Below are 17771 nucleotides of genomic sequence, written 5' to 3'. Positions count from 1 at the left end.
ATAAATGATCACCAAAGGGTGGGGTATTCCGAAGAACAAATTAAACTTTACAACATAAATTTTACAACATGAAAAAATTAGTAGGAATTTTAGGTTTAGCTATGATAGCTTCCACAGTGTTTTTTAGCGCTAAGGCTAATGATACCAGTTTAGCAGGTATTGTAGCATCAAATACTTTAAATGCGCAAAACAATCCAACTGAAAATGATACGGATTGTGATTATGATCCTAACGATACTTGCTGGAATGCCGAGACTGGCCAAAAAATTCCAGATTGTGATACATCAATTTTCTGGGATACTTGTGGAGATGTAGATACGGAAACTCTGGGATAGTTTAGGCAAAATTTTAAGACAGCCATTATAGCTACAAAACCAATAAAGAAATAAAAAATTCTCTTATTCCAATCAAAAAATAAGAATAGATAATAATAAAATATAAAAATCCTTTGGGTTTTAAAAATTAAATAAATCTCACAATGTTTAACTTAAAAAAATGTAGCCTATGACATAGACTAGCCCCAAAGGAAGATTTTATAAACGAAAATGACTTGTAATTTCGTTCAACTGTTTTTGTATAAGCAGTTGAAATGTTTGGCAAAAGTAGCATTCCTATATGACTTTGCAAAAACAATAAAACACTAATCAATAAAAGGTAGAAATACCCTAAACAACAAATTAAACTTTATAAAAATGAAAAAAGTAATCGGAACTCTAGCTGTTGTTATGATAGCTTCAACAATGTTTTTTAATGCCAATGCTAATGATTCAAGTTTAGCAAGTATAGTTGCTACAGATACTGCAAACTCAAAATCAGCAGCAGAAAATGATACAGATTGTGATAATGACCCTAATGATGTTTGCTGGAATCAAGAGACTGGTGTAAAATACACAGATTGTGATCCATCAAGCTTCTGGGATACATGTGGCGATCCTGTAGATGATGAAGCATAAGCATAATATCTAAAACTAGGTATATTATATTTCTGAATGTAAGTTAGTTGGTTTAAAGTCTATTTTAAACCGGCTAACTACATTAAATAATTGAAACTATTACAACTCAATAAAAGCAAATAGCACAGAATCATTAAAGAAAATTTCCTAGAGCAAAATCTCAAATGGAGAGTATTAAAAGTCTTGAAATTGCTAAAAACGACGAATGCTTAAGGTAATTAAACATTTAAATAATTAAAAGGAATAAATATGAGTATTTATAATAATGAAAAAAAAAATAGTAGACTAACAATACTAAGTATGATCCCATTTTTTTTTTTGATGGCGTGCAAAAACAAAGATAAAATTGTTTTACACGAAAATATTACTTCATTTTCAAAATTTCCTAAAGAGATAAACGTCTCTTTTAAGGAGCTATATGAATACAATAAGGGAACCCCTAAGTCCATGCATTCTTTAGATTCAACTCTAATAATTTTTAACGTTAGTCATAAGATTGAATCATTTTTTTATAACTATTCTTTAAAAACTGGTCAACTTTCTGAGGGATATTTAAAAAAAGGTAGAGGCCCTAATGAGGCCATTGGAGGATTTTGTTCTGGATTAAGTGGCAATAATTTATGGGCATACGATCTAACGCTTAAAAAAATATTTATTACAGACAAAACAAAAGCTATAACTAACAATAATCCTTCATTCCATGTCAGCCCCTTAAAAACAGATTTCTATAATATAATTCTTCTTGACAGTAATCGCTTTTTGGTTAATGGAAAAGAGGATTCAAAATTCAAAATTCAAGAAATTGATGCTTCGGGAGAAGTAATAACCGAGTTCGGCGAGTTTAAACACATTCCCGCAGACATGCCTTTGGGTGCATTAAAAGATGCTTGTCATTCTTTTTTCTTTTTGAAACCTTCTGGAGGTAAGGTTGCGATGTCATATTTACATACAGATGTATTAGAAATTTATGATATGGAAAAACCATTTAAAAGTAAAGCAGTACAAGGACCCGTAGGTTTTGATTTGGACTTTAAAATTGGGAAACGAGGAAAGTATAATTACATGGAAAAAACAGATGAGACAAAAAAAGCTTTTATAGCGGGAGCTGTCACTGACAAATATATTTATTTAGCATATTCAGGTATAAGCCATACTAAAAAGACTGATTGGAGCTATGCCAAATTTGTTTATGTATATGATTGGGACGGTAATCCTGTCAAAAAACTAAATCTAGATAGACGCATTTCAGGTTTGACTGTCTCTCAAGATGACAAGACAATGTATTCATATGATGTTGATAAAGGATTTTTAGTTGAAGCCAAAATAAATTAAGATGAAAATGTATCATATCTCAAAGTCCATACTAGTGTTGATATGGATGTGCTGTATTATATCTTGCAAAAATAAGGAAGAAACAGACGAAATAGCATCTTTAAAATCTGTGGTTGAAAATACCTTAGGGAAAAAGTTAATTATTCCAGCTAGTTTGCCAACATATTCCCCATTTACAAATTATATTGCTGATAGCGCGGCTATCTTTAATTCCGAGTACAGAATTTATTCTAAAGTAAATGCGTCATGTGGTTCATGTATAACACACATTAATTTATGGAAGAATTTGATTGCTGAATTTAGCAAATATAAGATACCTGTAATATTGGTTTGTAATTCTGATGACCAATTTGAATTGATAAAATACTTCTGCGAAACGGGCAAGCTTAAAAGCTTCTCCTATCCTTTTTTTCTTGACAGGAAAAATGAGTTTGTGAAAAAAAATAAGTTCATGGCCGCAAGTAAAAATTTCGAAACTGTATTAACAGATAAAAATAATACTATACTACTATTGGGCAACCCAGCAGTTTCTAAAGCAATAAATAAGTTGTATCTAAAAGAAATACAAAAAAGAATTAACAAAGATTAACCATTAATACTAAAGCATGATTTCTAAAACCAATATTCAATTGAAACATTTCTTATTGTTTATGCTTGCAATACTTTGTGTCTCTTGTATCTCAAAAACACAAAACAACAATGCAACTACCAATAGTGAATTGACAAACATGGTTTTTAAACAAAAAGAATATGATTTTGGCAATATACCCGCTGAAAAAAATGTGAGTGCTGTATTTGAGTTTTCAAACACAGGAAATAATGCGCTGATAATCAAGGAAGTAACCACTAGCTGCGGCTGTACTGTGTCAGAATGGCCTAAAGTGCCAATAAAACCTAATGAAAGTGGAGAAATTAAGATTGTCTATGATGCCAAAGATCCTGGACGTTTTAACAAAACAGTTACTGTAATTTACAACGGTAAAGATTCTCCCTTAGAATTAACCATCAGAGGAGAAGTTCCTTATCCTAAAAAAGAAGTAAAACATACCTCAAATAAATCCAACTAAAATATTATATAAATGAGCAAAAATTGTAATCGTAAGAATCATCAGATAACTATTGTTTTTTTTGTAATATTAGGTTCTTTATTGTTTCATAGCTGCTCTCAATCCAAAACCAATACCGAAACTGCTATCGAAAAAAAAGCTTATATAGCGGAAAAAAACGAAGTTGAAACCGTGGTTTTGAAAAAAGAATCGTTCCAAAAAGAGTTGGTAAGTAATGGTAAAATTATAGCAACTCAAAAGAGTAGTGTACAATTTGAAGTTAGTGACAAACTAGAACATCTGTATGTGAAAAATGGGGATAATGTTCAGAAGGGACAATTGTTAGCTTCCTTAAATTCATTTAAATACCAACAAAGTCTAGCAAGAGCAGAAATCGAATTGAAAAAAGCCAAATTCCAGTTTGAAGATATGCTGATAGGGAGGGGGATTTTTACCACGAAGAAAGACAGTATTCCTAAATCTATTTATGATATGGCAGCTAGTAGAACGGGGTATGATGTCGCATTACTTGGATTAAAAACAGCTCAGTTTGAATTACAGTCTACTAAGTTAATCGCTCCATTTAGTGGGAAAGTAGCTAATATTGTTAGTAGAGTTCATGAGAATGTAAATGCTGGAAAAAGCTTTATGGCTCTGATTGATGATGCTGTTTTTGAGGTAGAATTTTATTTGATAGAATCTGAAATTGGAGATGTTGCCTTAAACAGTAGTGTACAAATCGTTTCTTTTGCATTGGGTAAAACCTATAATGGGCGCATATCTTCTATTAATCCGTTGGTGGAGAAAAACGGAACGATCTTGGTGAAAGCGACTGTAAAAAATGATGGAAAACTTACCGAAGGCATGAACGTAAAAGTTCGAATTGGAAAAGAGGTGCCAGAACAGCTAGTGGTGCCCAAAACGGCAGTAATATTAAGAGATAATCAAGAAGTATTATTTAAAGTGGTATCTGGCAAAGCCTATTGGACCTATATACAAACTACTTTAGAGAACAGTAGTTCTTATGCGGTAATTTCCCATCCAGATAAAAGCAATGTAACCCTAATGCCTGGAGATACCATTATTGTGGCTGGAAATTTAAACCTCGCTCATGATAGTAAAGTATTTGTTCGCTCTGATAAGAAAAATAAGAACTAATTTTTTTACTTTATAAGAGCCTTTTATGGTAAAATTTTTAATCAATAAGCCCATTGCGGTTCTAATGACTACGCTTTGTATGCTTATTTTAGGCCTTTATTCATTTGGCTTCATCCCCGTATCTTTAATGCCTAATATAGACATTCCTGAAATTACGGTACAGGTTGAAGCAGATAATATGTCTGCAAGGCAAGTAGAAGATGTCATTATAAAAAAATTACGTGCTAACTTGATGCAGGTAAGCCATCTGAAAGATCTTAAAACAGAATCAAGCAATGGCAACGGTATCATTAGGTTAAGTTTTGATCAGGGAACTAAAATTGATTATTCTTTTATTGAGGTCAATGAAAAAATTGATCGTGCAATGGGAAATCTTCCCAAAACAATCAAACGTCCCAAAGTAATAAAGGCTAACATTACAGATGTTCCTGTCTTTTACTTAAACTTAAGCTTAAAAGATCACAGTAGAGCAATAACTGATATTTCTGATAATGAACTTTATCCAGTTTCTCAGAAGTTTGTTGATTTTAGTCGTTTTGCTAATCAAGTTATTCGTAAACGTATTGAGCAAGTGGATGAGGTAGCCATGGTTGATGTAAGCGGACTGGTTTTTTCTGAAATTCTAATTGTCCCTAATACAGAGAAACTAGATGCACTAGGTATTAGTTTGAATGAATTAGAGGCAGCTATCAAAACCTACGATATTGAGGTAGGGAGTTTACTAATTAAAGACAATCAATATCAATATAATGTTCGTTTAGGGTCAAACCTGAGTAGTATCCAAGAAATTGAAAATATTTACATCAAAAAAAGTGATCGAATTTTCCAGTTAAAAGATCTCGCCCAAGTAGTAGAACATCCTCAAAAACGCACGGGACTGGTCTTGTCTGATGATAATGAAGCCATTACAATGGCAATTATTCAGCAGAGTGATGCCCGAATGGAAAATTTAAAATTATCATTAAATTCTCTTGTTGAGAGACTTAAAAACGACTATCCTACTATTACTTTTTCCATAACTAGAGACCAAACCAAATTATTAGATTATGCGATATCAAATATAAAACAAGATTTGATCTGGGGAATTTTATTGGCATTTGGAATCATGTTTCTGTTTTTGAAAGATGTCAAATCTCCATTATTGATAGGAATATCAGTCCCTGTTTCCCTTATAGTTAGTCTAGCATTTTTTCATGTTTTTAATATTTCTATTAATATCATTTCTTTATCTGGGTTAATTTTAGGAATTGGCCTTATGATTGATAATTCCATTATTGTAATTGAAAATATTATACAATATAGAGAGCAAAAATACAGCTTAGTCCAAGCTTGCATTTTGGGTGCCAACGAAGTCATCAAACCCTTATTTTCCTCCGTATTGACAACATGTTCAGTTTTTTTGCCACTCTCTTTTTTGAGTGGCATTTCTGGCGCCTTATTTTATGATCAAGCTATGGCTATAACTATAGGGTTATTTGTTTCGTTACTGGTTTCAGTTACTCTGGTACCCTTGTTATATCATTTGTTCCATTTGAAAGAATCAGGAAAGAAAAGTAGAATAAATCGTTTTCTTGAAAAAACAAATACTTTGGATTATGCCGAATTATACGAAAAAGGATTCCGTTTTGTGATGAGAAAACAAAAGATTTGTTGGGGCATTTGTATTTTTTTACTTATAGTGGGTGCCGTTTTATTTCAAGTACTACCCAAAACCCAGATGCCTTATTTAACTACTACAGAAACATTATTAAAAATTGATTGGAACAAACAAATTAATGTAGAGGAAAACAAACGAATGGTATTGGAATTACTAAAGCCAGTAAAAACAGAAATACTAAATTATACTGCATTAGTAGGTTCGCAACAATTTATTTTAGACAAAGCATCAACTTCTTTAACTTCAGAAAGTGCCATTTATATTAGCTGTGAATCTCCAGAAAAATTGGCAAGGGTTCAAAAAGAAATCATTTTTTTTATTCAAAAGAAATATGCGAATGCAGTTGCTTCTTATAGCAATGTGGATAATATTTTTAATATGATTTTCTCAGACAAACAAGCGCTATTAATTGCCAGACTACAAAATGCAGAAAATATAGGAAGTGCACAAAATGAGCAATTAAAAAAAATTTGGGGGCAAGTGCAACAAAATATAGGAGACATACAAATAAACCGTATTGCATGGCAAGAGCATATCAATCTTGTTGCAAACCAAGAAAAATTAATGGTTTATGGCATATCAACAAATACGCTATTTGATGCCTTAAAAAGTGCTTTTAATGAACGTGAAATTCTATCAATAATAGACAATCAAAATTTTGTACCTGTCATACTTGGAGGCGAAACCAAAACAATAGAGAAAGTCTTAAGTGAAACAGTTGTACAATCTAGAGACAGTGCTTTATTCCATGCGAGCGATTTTATTAAAGTGGTCAATTCACAAGATATGAAAACCATAGTAGGAGGTGTAGAAGGAGAATATTACCCCATCGTATTAAATACCTATGAAGATAATGTGAATAACACGATTGATAATGTAAAAAAAGTGGTAGAAGATAGTAAATTGTACAACGTTTCATTTAGTGGTAGTTTTTTTAGCAACAAGGAGTTAATGGGAGAGTTAACTGCCGTTTTATTAATTTCATTAATCCTACTTTACTTCATTTTAGCTTCTCAGTTTGAATCTCTAATTCTGCCGTTTATCATTTTAATCGAAATTCCATTGGATTTGGCAGGGGCCTTTCTGTTGTTGAAAATTTTTGGTATGAGTATTAATTTAATGTCTATGATCGGTATTGTGGTAATGAGTGGAATAGTAATCAATGACTCCATCTTGAAAATAGATACTATTATCCAATTGCAGCGTCAAGGATATTCTTTAATAAGAGCACTCTTGTTTGCAGGACAGCGAAGATTAAAACCCATATTGATGACCAGTTTAGCTACCATTTTGGCTGTAGTACCACTTCTTTTTACCGGTGGCTTAGGAGCAGAACTTCAAGCTCCATTGGCAACTGTGTTAACTGGAGGGATGATATTAGGAACCATTATAAGTCTTTATTTTACCCCCTTATGCTATTACTATTTCGCTAAGAGGATTGAAATCAGAGCTGAAAAAACTAAGTCCACACTCCCAAAGGTTATTTAATAGTAAATAGGGTAAAAACATTAGATAGTAGCAACAGTTTTATATTTAAGTAATGAGATTAATTAACCAGATACAAGTAGCCTTACTAATCACTTTTATTTTACACAATTTACAAGGTAACGCTCAGAAAATAAATAATATACAGTATAGTAGACAAAAAATTACACTAGATGATATAATTGATATTGCGAGCAAAAAATCCTTAGATGCTTTTAAAGCCAAACAACAATATGGGGCAAGTTATTGGCAGTTTAGGTCTTTTGAAGCAAGCCTATTACCTAAAGTAAATTTGGAGCTAGAGCCGCTAAGTTATAATAAGTCTGTTTTAAAAAGATACGATTCAGAAAATAACATTGATGTTTATAGACCACAACAGAATTTAAACAGCTACGGAAATATTAGTATTAATCAAAACATTAAAGCTACTGGAGCAACAATTTATGCCAATTCCAGTTTCAACAGGTTAGCTAACTTTGGATTAATTGATTCAAAATATTTCTCCGCTGTACCCATTCGTATAGGAGTGATTCAACCTATTATGGCTTTTAATAGTTTCAAATGGGCACGTAAAATTGCCCCCCTTCAATTTGAACATGCTAAAAAAGAATACCTCTATGAATTGCAAGATATAAAGCTAAAAGCAGTTAATTACTTTTTTAATTGGGCTTCAGCAAGTAAAAGAGTTGAACTGGCTCGAGAAAATGTAACAACTACGCAAAAACTTTTTAAAATTGGAAATAAAAGATATGAATTAGGTTCTATAGAAAAAGATGACATTCTTAATCTAGAATTAGATGTGTATAATGCAGAAACCAACTTAATAAGAAATGAGAGAGAGTTGGAAAAAACAGAATCGGAATTAAGATTATTTTTGAGGGAAGACAGCCCTCTGCGTTCCTTACCAGAATTGCCAGAATCAATTTCAGATCTACAAATTGACCCTAAAGAAGCTACTGCACTTGTTGAAATAAACAATCCTGAAATCTTCAATTTAAAAATAAGAAGGATAGAAGCAAAGAGAGATCTGGATAAGGCAATCAAAGATAACCGTTTCGATTTGTCAGTGATAGGGAGTTATGGTCTGAACCAAAATGCGAAGACTTTTAAAGATGCATATGGTAGGTTGTTAGCACAACAAATGATTGCAATTCAATTGCGTATCCCTATCCTAGATTGGGGTGAACGTAAGGGGAATATTAAAACCGCAAAAATGAATAATGAAGTGAGCGAAATTGCCATTCAACAGGAAGGAGATAAAATATACCAACAACTAGGTTTGAAAATTATCGATTTCAATCTTCAGAAACAATTAGTAGCGGTTGCTTTAAGAACTATGGAAATTTCGAAATCTTCTTATGAATTAACTGAGAAAAGATTTCTATCAGGAAGCATCGATCTGCTAAGGCTTACTAGTGCCAGAAAAGCTTGGCAGGCTGCCTCCGAAAATTATGTAATGTGTTTATATAATTATTGGAAATTTTATTATGAAGTACAGCAGTTAACACTTTACGATTTTCAAAGCAAAAGTACTATCAGTAAGAACTTTGATGAAATGATAAACAAATAAAGATCCTCTGGGTTTAAAAAAAATCTACATGAATTTAAAACTTCCATCTTTTACCATATTAACTTGCTTTATTTGTCTAAGCATTATTGGTGCTAGTATGGTTCCTTTATTGAGTGTTCAATTAAATCCGTCAAGAGCTTTACCATCATTGAGTGTTAGTTTTAGTTGGCGTGATGTTTCAGCAAAGGTGATTGAACAAGAAGTGACTTCTAAGTTGGAGGGTGTTTTCAATACGGTTAAAGGGATCAAGGAAATAAATTCTACCACAAATAAAGAAAATGGTTCCATAAATATTCAATTTAAAAAAAATACAAATCTGGATGCTGTTCGATTTGAAATTGCCAATCTAATTCGTCAAGTTTATTCAGAACTTCCTCAAGGAGTAAGTTATCCTCAGTTATCTGTTAGTGGAGCAAACGAGAACTCTTCTCCAATTTTGACTTATAGTGTTAATGCCAATGAAAGTTCTTATCTCATTAAGAAGTATGCCGAAAATCAGATACTTCCAAAATTAGCAACAATAAAAGGAGTTAACAAAGTATATGTATATGGTGCAGATCCTTTTGATTGGGTTGTAAAGTATAATTCAGACAAACTTTCACAACTTTCTATATCGGTTAATGAAATAGAAAACGCCATTAGTCAATATTTTCAAACACAACAGCTAGGGCAGGGAAGTTTAAACTCTACAAATAATGCTGAGATTCAGGAAATATCCATCGTTTTAAGCTATAAATATGAAAATGAGATTGATTGGGATCACATCCCGGTAAAAAAAATAGGGAATAGAATTATCTATCTCAAAAATATAGCTCAGGTTCAATTTAAAGAAGCCCCTATGCAAGCTTACTTTAGAATAAATGGGAAAAATTCCATAAACATGGTGGTGTATGCTGAAAAAGGAGCCAATACTATTGATGTGTCTAAAGAGGTGAAAAAAGAAATTGATAATTTAAAAAGATCGCTAAAAGGGGAGTATTCTTTGAAATTAACTAATGATACTTCTCAATATATTACTGAAGAACTACAAAAAATTGAAGAAAAGATGTTATTTTCTTTGTTGATATTATTTCTTCTCATTTTAATTACAACTAGAAGCTTAAAATACATATTAATTTTATTTTTCAGTATTGTTACCAACTTGTTAATTGCTGTAATATTCTATTATATATTCAAAGTAGAACTTCAATTATATTCGTTTGCAGGCATTACAATCTCTTTAGGAATTATTATAGATAATTGTATCATCATGATAGATCACCTGAGAAACAAAGGTGATAAAAAAGTATTTCTGGCTATTTTAGCAACAACTTTAACCACTACAGGTGCATTATTGTCAACCTTTCTATTAGATGAATCCTTGCAATCCAATTTAAGGGATTTTACCTTAGTTATTGCCATAAATATTGGAGTTTCATTATTTGTTGCATTGTTTTTTGTTCCTGCTCTTTTGGATAAAATGGCTGTCAATCAAAAAAAGAAACAATTTTCAAGAAAAAGAAAAAAAACAATAATTAGATATACAGACTATTATTATAAATTGATTTTAACATTTAAAAAACCGCGTTTCAAATGGGTATTTATTGTTGCTGTATTGCTTGGATTTGGATTGCCATTATATCTTTTTCCTAAAACAATGGATGGAGATGGTTTTTTAGAAAAGACGTACAATAATACGATAGGCAATCAATGGTTTTATGATGAAGTTAAACCTACATTAGAAAAAATACTTGGAGGCTCTCTTAGACTGTTTACAGAAAATGTTTATGAAAATGCTTATTATGCTGATACAGAGCGAACTAAATTGTCAATTTGGGGCAGTATGCCTGAAGGGTGTACTATTGAGCAATTAAATGATGTAATTGTTAAAATGGAAAATTACATCGGAAGCTTTAAAGAAGTGGAAATGTTTGAAACAAATATAAGCAGTTATAAAAAATCAACTATTTCCATTTATTTTAAAAAAGAGATTGAATTTAGTGGCTTCCCACTTAAATTAAAAGGATTGTTGGAAACAAAAGCCATTAGTTTGGGAGGTCTAGATTGGTCTGTTACCGGTGTTGGCCAGGGTTTTTCGAATGCCTTAGGTTCAGACTATAAGAATAATAGAATTATAGTTGAAGGCTATAATTATGATAAATTATACTCCTATGCCCAACTTTTAAAATCACAATTGATAGCAAACTCTTCTAGAATTGATGAGGTAGATATAACTAATGGTGATTCTTGGCGTAATTCTAATTCGTATGAATACTTTTTAGGATTTGATGCCGAAAAAATGGCAATGGCTGAAGTTTATCAAACAGGAATCTACTCTTATCTAAGAAATCAAACACATGCCGGTGGTGTAACCTCATTTATTAGCAATAATGAATTACAACAAGTTAAATTAGTCTCTGATAAATACCAAAAAGTTAATGTTTGGGATTTAAAACATGTTCCTATTAGTATGGGGAACAATCAATATAAATTAGATCAAATGGCAACTGTTGAAAAAAGAAAAACAGGAAACTCAATTTCAAAATTCAATCAGCAATATCGTTTAAAAGTAGAATATGACTTTATTGGACCAGAGCCCTTAGCAAAAAAAGTACGAGAAGATAATGTAACAGAATTGAAAAACAATTTGCCTATTGGTTATAGAGTCTTTGAGCAAGATTCTGGTAGATGGGATATAAAAAATAAACAACAATATTATTTCATTTTCATGGTCATTTTGATCATTTTCTTTATTTGCTCCATTTTACTAGAGTCTTTGAAGCAACCTTTTGCAATAATAAGCATGATCCCAATTTCCTTTATTGGGGTTTTTTTAACATTTTATGCTTTCGATTTTAATTTTGATCAAGGTGGCTATGCATCTTTCATTCTTTTGTGTGGAATTAGCGTTAATGCGGCCTTGTATATCATTAATGATTATAATAATTTAAAAAAAGAATATCCAAAAAGGAATACGCAATTGATTTATTTTAAAGCCTTTAATTATAAAATAATTCCTGTATTGTTAACAATTATATCTACTATGGCAGGTTTAATCCCTTTTGTTTGGAATGGACAAAATGAGGCATTTTGGTTTTCATTTGCCGTAGGTTCTATTGGAGGCCTATTGTTTTCATTAATTGGGATATTAATTTATTTACCATTATTCATTGTGAAGGATGTTAGAACCTCAATGCCGAAAAAAGGGTAAAATGCCTATTCTTCTTCAATCTAGATTCGACAAAAGCAATGATTCAGAAATTGACGATTCAGGATCTTCTTAGAAAAGTATTCAATCACGCACTAAAAAAAAATGTTTAGTAGATTTTTAAAATATCTATAATTACTATCTAAGCACTTATTTTCGGATTAGCTTCTAGTCCCTGAAGGATTATATAAATACCTCAAAGCATCTTCGCCAAGCTTCCTAGCTGTTTCAGCTTAAATCTGATCTCTTCAGACCAAGGTAGGCCTATGCAAAGTCGCATGCAATTTTCAAACTGATCTTGCAGGGTAAACATGCGGCCAGGGGCAATGCTAATTTTTTGTTTAATGGCAAGGTCGTACAATTTCTTGGTATCAATTGCTTTGCTAAACTCCACCCAAAGTGTAAGCCCACCTTGTGGCCTGCTCGTTTTGGTGCCCTCTGGAAAATACTCGGCAATTGCACTCACATAGTTTTGATAGTTTTCTTGTAAAGTTCTACGAAGTTGACGCAAATGGTTTTCATATTTTCCTGTTTTGAGGAAACTGGCTACCGACTCTTGAATAATGGCAGCAGAAGATATCGAATGGATCAGCTTTAACTTAAGTAATTTGTCTTTGTACTTACCCGGTGCAACCCAACCCACACGATAACCCGGAGCCAAGGTTTTGGAAACAGAACTACACCATAATACGTTCCCTTCCTTATCAAAAGATTTACAGCATTTAGGGCGTTGGGTACCGAAATACAAATCACCATAGATGTCATCTTCAATTAATGGGATACGATGTTGGGCCAATAGCTTAACAATTTCTTCCTTACGTTCGTCGGGCATGCAATAGCCAAGCGGGGTGTTAAAGTTGGGCACCAACAAGCAAAGATCAATTTTTGGAATGGCTTCCTTTAAAGCTTCAATGGCTACACCTGTAATTGGGTGGGTAGGCAGTTCCAGTACTTTAAAACCCAAACTAATCGCCAATTGTAATGTGCCTGGGTAGCATGGGCTTTCTATGGCAATGGTATCGCCAGGTTTTCCTAAAGCCATTAAACAAAGCGACACGGCATTCATGGCTCCATTGGTGGTAATTAAGTCGTTTTCTTGTAGGTTCCCTCCCCAAGCAAGCGAACGCATGGCAATCATTCTTCGCAATTTGATATTGCCCTGCAAAGGTTCATAAGCAGTACCGCCTTCTTTAAGTTCACGGGTAGCTTGTACAATTTCCTTTTTTAGTTTGGCTAAGGGTAACAAACTTCCAGATGGGGCACTGATAGAAAAAAGAGTGAGTTCATCATTTCCCATATTGGCGTAAACCCTACTGATCAATTCATCAGGTTCATTATCCTTAGCTAAAGATAAAGGCTGACTGATTTCGGGCAAAGGGAGTTTGAAATGGGGCAACTGTGCTACAAAATAGCCTGATTGTGGTTTTGAATCAATTAGCGATTGAGCTTCTAATTCCAAAAATACCCGTTTGGCCGTATTCATGCCAATGTTGTGGTTTTTACATAACATTCTTACAGAAGGCAATCGATCGCCAGTTTTTAAAATTCCAATTCTGATCTGACTGGCAATCCCATTGGCAATGTCATTGTATAGAAAATCCTTACTCATGTTACAAATGTAACTGTGTCTATTTATAAATGCAAAACTGATACTGTTATTGTTCTGGTAAGCAGGCTACTTTTACTGCAACAATTGAATACAACAACATGGCACATAGCATCTCATTTTTAAGAAGGCCAATCACAACAAGTAACAGTGGTTGGATCAACGGATTTATTGGCGTACTGATCTTTAGTGGTTCGATGCCGGCCACACGTGTGGCAGTATTGGCACTCAGTCCGTTGTTTGTAACGGTTGCCAGAGCAACCATAGCTGGTTTGTTAGCACTTGGTTTGTTACTGGTTTTTAAAGAAAAACGACCTTCAAGAGCGCATCTTTTTTCGTTGGTTATTGTGTCGATAGGCGTGGTGATCGGTTTTCCATTACTTTCGGCCTTGGCACTACAGTATGTAACTTCGGCACATTCTATTGTATTCTTAGGGATGTTGCCCCTTACCACGGCCATATTTGGTGTAATGCGTGGAGGAGAACGTCCACATCCGGCATTTTGGATCTTCTCAGTTATCGGGAGTTTGTTGGTAGTTGGTTTTGCCATTGCTCAAGGACTTTCCGCATCACCTATTGGCGATATCTTGATGTTATTGGCAGTGATTTTATGTGGACTAGGTTATGCCGAAGGTGCAAAACTTTCAAAAACATTGGGCGGTTGGCAGGTTATTTCTTGGGCCTTGGTATTGTCGTTGCCATTAATGGCACCATTGGTGTTTTTCTTAGTTCCAGCTCAGTTAAGTAGCATTGATAGTTCTGCTTGGTTCGGTTTGGCTTATGTTTCTGTATTTAGTATGTTAATTGGCTTTATCTTTTGGTATAAAGGACTGGCACAGGGTGGAATTGCTGCGGTGGGGCAACTGCAATTGCTACAGCCATTTTTTGGTTTGGCACTGGCCGCTACTTTATTGCACGAACAGGTGAGCGTTGGTATGTTGGGTATTACAATTGGCGTAATCTTATGTGTAGCAGCTTCCAAGAAATTTGCAAAATAATAGAGCGGAGATTTTAAACTAAGCGCATTTCTACAGCAGTTTTAATAAGAGTTGCCACATTTTTTGCTTCAAACTTGAGTAACAGGTTTTTACGATGTGTTTCTACTGTTAATGGACTTAAATGAAGAATCTCTGCGATTTTAATGGTAGTATGTCCATTGGCAATCATGTTCAAGATTTCTTTTTCTCTTTTTGTCAATTGTGGTGGACTATTGAGTTCATTGGCTAAAGGGTGGGCCATGATCTCTTTTACAGCTTTGCTAAAAGTAACAGATCCACTCATCGCCTCATTGATACAAGTTACCAATTCGTCGGCAGCTACGTTCTTTAATACATAACCAGTTGCTCCATTTTGTAGCAGCTGTAAAATAATACTCCGCTCGTTATGGTTGCTCAAGGCCAGTACATGGGTTTTTGGCGAAATCTTTTTAATTTCCTTACACAGGTCTATACCATTGGCATCTGGAAGGGTAATGTCTAATAGTACAATATCAACGTTGTTTTTGTGTAAGAAATTGATAAAATCGGTGGCAAAAGTAAAACAGCCAACAATGTTGATGTTTTTAACATTAACCAATAAGCGCTGTAGTCCTTCTTGTACAATAAGATGATCGTCTAAGATGGCTAATCTTACTTTATTAATCGACATATAGTTCTATGTTAATTGTGGTTCCTTCGTTCATTACCGATTCTATATCCATCTTTCCTTTTAAAAGACCTACCCTGTTTTTGATATTGCTTAAGCCAATGCCAGTTTCATTATTGGTTAAATTGAGGTCAAAACCCTTGCCATTGTCTTCTTGCGTAATTAAGAAAACATTTTCGTGCTGGCTACATTGCAGCATAATGTTGCTGGCATTGGCATGACGGATGGCATTGGCCAACATTTCTTGCGCAATACGGTAAATGTTAATTTGGGTCTGTTCTGGAATAGTATCTTCTATGCCAAATGCCTGAAAATCTATTCTGGTATTTTCGGTCATCAATACCTCGCAAAGATCTTTTAAAGCAGTTTCTAAGCCGAATTTAAGCAGGTTTACTGGCATCATGTTATGGGCAATACGACGAAGCTCGGTAACAGAACTGTCTAATTGTGCCATTACTTTTTGTAGCTCTATTTTTTTAGCCTCTACAAAGGGCTCTTTTACTTGCAGCGATAAATTGATTTTTATACCTGCCAACATTCCACCTAAACCATCGTGTAGGTCTCGGGCCAGTCTTCTGCGTTCTTGTTCCTCTCCCAACAATACAGCTTTGCTAAATTTGAGCTGTTGTTGCTGTTCTAACTCGTTTAAATGTTTTTGGTAACTCAGCTCGCGACGTTTTTTCTTGTTTCGATAATACCAAATTCCTAACAAGAGCAACATTAATAGTACTGCGATTACGGCACTCATTAGCCAATTCATTAGCTTGGTGTTTTTTGCTGCCAATAAAGCACGTTCGTTTTTAACCTTTAATACTTCTATTTCTTTTTGTCGCTCGGTATTTCTAAATTTTATTTCCAAAGCATTAATGTCTTTCTTCAGTCTACTATCGTTCAGGCTATCGCTTAACCTGCTGTATTCTTTTTGAAATTTATAGGCTGCAGAGGTTTCCTTTAACTGGTTTAGCGTGGTTGCGAGCTCGGCATAAATGCGTTTTCTGTTATTTACGGTAGACATGATCTCTTTTTGCTCAGAGAGGTAGATGATAATTTGTTTGGCCTCGTTGTATTTTTTCTGGTTATAGAGCACCGAATATTTCATCAACATGATCGCCTGTCTTTCATATTCCTCTTTTAAAACCTCAGCGGCCTTTATCCCCTTGTTAAAGCTGTTTAATGCCTCTTCAAGTTTTGAAAGTTTGGCCAAATAAAGCCCTTCTGTTTGGTAGTACAATGGTGCTAACCTAGAGTTGGGAAAAGATAAAAGGATCATTTTGGCCTTATCAAGCATTTTTTTTGCCTCTTGATAACGTTTGAGCTGGTAATAGGTAGAAGCCAGCGACAGGTAAAGATCAGCTGTGCCTTCGTCAAATTGGTTCCTCACCAATTGTAATGCAGCGCTGTAATAGAATTCTGCTAAACTATATTGACGGTTATTTTTAAATGTATTTCCTAAACCAAGGTACATTCTGCTTAAAAGATCGTTATTGCCACTTCGCTTGGTTAGTGGAATGGCTTTATCCAATATCAGTGTTGTACTTCGTTTGTTATCATTCAATTGTATCAGCACAGAACAATTATACCATGCTCTTGCCCTCAATAAATAGGCATCTTTGGTATTGTATCTAGACAGTAAACTGTCTGCTTTCATGTATAAGGTTTCGCATTTAACTGGATCTGAAGCTGCATAATATTTTGCTTCGTAAAATGGAGAAATGGCTTTTAGATAAGGATACCTTTCGCTTAAATTTTTTGCTTCATCTAAATGGTTTTTAGCTTTTGCAGGTGCTCTATTTTGCCAATACTCAAATAAAAGAAAATTTGCTCGGGCCTTAACACTATCAGATTTTGTGTCTTGCAAAATGTATATCAAGCTATCGGCAGCACTTTGTTTAACAATAGGCATTTGTCCGGCACACCAGAACGAAATAGAAAATAAGTACAAAAAGACAAACAGATACCGGGCCATAGCTATACAAGTATATGGAACAATCTTAAACACCTTGCCATCTTTATCAAAAATACCAGAAAACAGGTATAAAAAATTCCTAGAATGTTGGTATTGTTACGGCTAATGGGCCCACGTAACTTTGATTGTTAAATAGCTAATAAGGAATTTTAGCAATCAGGGAAGCC

Annotated in this window: 13 protein-coding genes; 10 read left to right on the top strand and 3 right to left on the bottom strand. The window is 33.8% G+C overall.

The features are described from left to right. Nucleotides 1-68: 68 nt before the first annotated feature. From AQF98_RS04070 to AQF98_RS04030, 9 genes are all read left to right on the top strand, one after another. Nucleotides 69-335, top strand: coding sequence for a hypothetical protein (locus tag AQF98_RS04070; RefSeq protein ID WP_055130623.1), 267 nt, complete (start codon nt 69-71; stop codon nt 333-335). Between the two features lie 357 nt (nt 336-692). Continuing rightward, a complete protein-coding gene (locus AQF98_RS04065) occupies nt 693-953 on the top strand; it encodes a hypothetical protein (protein ID WP_055130622.1) in 261 nt (86 codons plus the stop codon). 249 nt (nt 954-1202) lie between these two features. Beyond that, a complete protein-coding gene (locus AQF98_RS04060; protein ID WP_055130621.1) occupies nt 1203-2285 on the top strand; it encodes a BF3164 family lipoprotein in 1083 nt (360 codons plus the stop codon). A 1-nt stretch (nt 2286) separates the two neighbouring features. Next, entirely contained in the window at nt 2287-2874 is a 588-nt protein-coding gene (locus tag AQF98_RS04055; RefSeq protein ID WP_055130620.1) for a hypothetical protein, read from the top strand. A gap of 16 nt (nt 2875-2890) precedes the next feature. Further along, nucleotides 2891-3352, top strand: coding sequence for a DUF1573 domain-containing protein (locus AQF98_RS04050; protein ID WP_055130619.1), 462 nt, complete (start codon nt 2891-2893; stop codon nt 3350-3352). A 12-nt stretch (nt 3353-3364) separates the two neighbouring features. After that, a complete protein-coding gene (locus AQF98_RS04045; protein WP_055130618.1) occupies nt 3365-4489 on the top strand; it encodes an efflux RND transporter periplasmic adaptor subunit in 1125 nt (374 codons plus the stop codon). Between the two features lie 25 nt (nt 4490-4514). Continuing rightward, on the top strand, nt 4515-7634 hold the full coding sequence (locus tag AQF98_RS04040) for an efflux RND transporter permease subunit (protein ID WP_055130617.1): 3120 nt from the start codon (nt 4515-4517) through the stop codon (nt 7632-7634). A gap of 52 nt (nt 7635-7686) precedes the next feature. Next, nucleotides 7687-9201, top strand: coding sequence for a TolC family protein (locus AQF98_RS04035; protein WP_055130616.1), 1515 nt, complete (start codon nt 7687-7689; stop codon nt 9199-9201). 28 nt (nt 9202-9229) lie between these two features. Beyond that, nucleotides 9230-12391, top strand: a complete 3162-nt coding sequence (locus AQF98_RS04030; protein WP_055130615.1) for an efflux RND transporter permease subunit — start codon at nt 9230-9232, stop codon at nt 12389-12391. Nucleotides 12392-12584: 193 nt separating this feature from the next. Here AQF98_RS04030 and AQF98_RS04025 read toward each other — a convergent pair whose 3' ends face one another. Further along, nucleotides 12585-13997: a PLP-dependent aminotransferase family protein gene (locus AQF98_RS04025; RefSeq protein WP_055130614.1), complete on the bottom strand. Its 1413-nt coding sequence runs from the start codon at nt 13995-13997 to the stop codon at nt 12585-12587. A gap of 98 nt (nt 13998-14095) precedes the next feature. Between AQF98_RS04025 and AQF98_RS04020 the strand changes: the two genes are divergently transcribed. Beyond that, on the top strand, nt 14096-14992 hold the full coding sequence (locus tag AQF98_RS04020) for a DMT family transporter (protein WP_055130613.1): 897 nt from the start codon (nt 14096-14098) through the stop codon (nt 14990-14992). Between the two features lie 13 nt (nt 14993-15005). Here the strand turns inward: AQF98_RS04020 and AQF98_RS04015 are convergent, their stop codons facing one another. Then, nucleotides 15006-15641: a response regulator transcription factor gene (locus AQF98_RS04015; protein ID WP_055130612.1), complete on the bottom strand. Its 636-nt coding sequence runs from the start codon at nt 15639-15641 to the stop codon at nt 15006-15008. Then, nucleotides 15631-17604, bottom strand: coding sequence for a sensor histidine kinase (locus AQF98_RS04010; RefSeq protein WP_082434889.1), 1974 nt, complete (start codon nt 17602-17604; stop codon nt 15631-15633). The genes AQF98_RS04015 and AQF98_RS04010 overlap by 11 nt, the downstream gene beginning before the upstream one ends. Between the last annotated feature and the right edge of the window lie 167 nt (nt 17605-17771).

This window comes from Pedobacter sp. Hv1 (assembly GCF_001412215.1).
Classification (GTDB): Bacteria; Bacteroidota; Bacteroidia; order Sphingobacteriales; family Sphingobacteriaceae; genus Pedobacter.
Note: the sequence above shows the minus strand (reverse complement) of the source record. Positions and strands in the feature narration are given on the sequence as shown.

Excerpts from the sequence above, each read along its gene's own strand:
- AQF98_RS04070 (WP_055130623.1), top strand. The coding sequence starts at position 69 with ATGAAAAAATTAGTAGGAATTTTAGGTTTAGCTATGATAGCTTCCACA.
- AQF98_RS04065 (WP_055130622.1), top strand. The coding sequence starts at position 693 with ATGAAAAAAGTAATCGGAACTCTAGCTGTTGTTATGATAGCTTCAACA.
- AQF98_RS04060 (WP_055130621.1), top strand. The coding sequence starts at position 1,203 with ATGAGTATTTATAATAATGAAAAAAAAAATAGTAGACTAACAATACTA.
- AQF98_RS04055 (WP_055130620.1), top strand. The coding sequence starts at position 2,287 with ATGAAAATGTATCATATCTCAAAGTCCATACTAGTGTTGATATGGATG.
- AQF98_RS04050 (WP_055130619.1), top strand. The coding sequence starts at position 2,891 with ATGATTTCTAAAACCAATATTCAATTGAAACATTTCTTATTGTTTATG.
- AQF98_RS04045 (WP_055130618.1), top strand. The coding sequence starts at position 3,365 with ATGAGCAAAAATTGTAATCGTAAGAATCATCAGATAACTATTGTTTTT.
- AQF98_RS04040 (WP_055130617.1), top strand. The coding sequence starts at position 4,515 with ATGGTAAAATTTTTAATCAATAAGCCCATTGCGGTTCTAATGACTACG.
- AQF98_RS04035 (WP_055130616.1), top strand. The coding sequence starts at position 7,687 with ATGAGATTAATTAACCAGATACAAGTAGCCTTACTAATCACTTTTATT.
- AQF98_RS04030 (WP_055130615.1), top strand. The coding sequence starts at position 9,230 with ATGAATTTAAAACTTCCATCTTTTACCATATTAACTTGCTTTATTTGT.
- AQF98_RS04025 (WP_055130614.1), bottom strand. The coding sequence starts at position 13,997 with ATGAGTAAGGATTTTCTATACAATGACATTGCCAATGGGATTGCCAGT.
- AQF98_RS04020 (WP_055130613.1), top strand. The coding sequence starts at position 14,096 with ATGGCACATAGCATCTCATTTTTAAGAAGGCCAATCACAACAAGTAAC.
- AQF98_RS04015 (WP_055130612.1), bottom strand. The coding sequence starts at position 15,641 with ATGTCGATTAATAAAGTAAGATTAGCCATCTTAGACGATCATCTTATT.
- AQF98_RS04010 (WP_082434889.1), bottom strand. The coding sequence starts at position 17,604 with ATGGCCCGGTATCTGTTTGTCTTTTTGTACTTATTTTCTATTTCGTTC.